We start from the raw sequence: 579 nt of genomic DNA, 5'->3' as shown, positions 1-579 counted from the left end.
GTCCTGCAGCATCAGCCCCCCGTCACGCTCATGTGACGGGCGACCGCGGGCGTCTTGTGGCGGCGGTCGATGATGAAGTCGTGGCCCTTCGGCTTGCGCGTGATGGCCTCGAGGATGGCGGTCTTCAGACCTTCGTCGCCGAACTCCTCGTCGCGCAGCGGGGCGCGGAGGTCGGCGTCGTCGTCCTGGCCGAGGCACATGTAGAGCTTGCCGGTGCAGGTGATCCGCACGCGGTTGCAGCTCTCGCAGAAATTATGGGTCATCGGCGTGATGAAGCCGAGGCGCGTGCCCGTTTCCGCCACGTCGTAGTAGCGGGCGGGGCCGCCGGTGACGTAGTCGGTCGAGTTCAGCGTCCAGCGCTGCTTCAGCTTCGCGCGGACAACGCTCAGCGGCAGGAATTGTTCCGTGCGGTCCTCACCGGTTTCGCCGAGGGGCATGGTCTCGATGAGGCAGAGGTCGAAGCCGTGCTCGCCGCACCAGCCGAGCATGCGGTCGAACTCGTCCTCGTTCACGCCGCGCAGCGCGACGGCGTTGATCTTGACGTGCAGGCCGGCGGCCTTGGCGGCGAAGATGCCTGAC

1 protein-coding gene is annotated in these 579 nt (G+C 67.2%); it reads right to left on the bottom strand.

Going from position 1 to position 579, the window contains the following annotated elements; genetic code table 11:
- Positions 1–11 precede the first annotated feature (11 nt).
- On the bottom strand, positions 12–579 hold a 568-nt coding region (locus tag AC1DWF_RS36960), incomplete at its 5' end, for a GTP 3',8-cyclase MoaA (protein ID WP_476843393.1).

Source organism: Aminobacter sp. P4_D5 (genome assembly GCF_056401815.1).
This window is presented reverse-complemented; position numbering and strand designations above follow the sequence as displayed.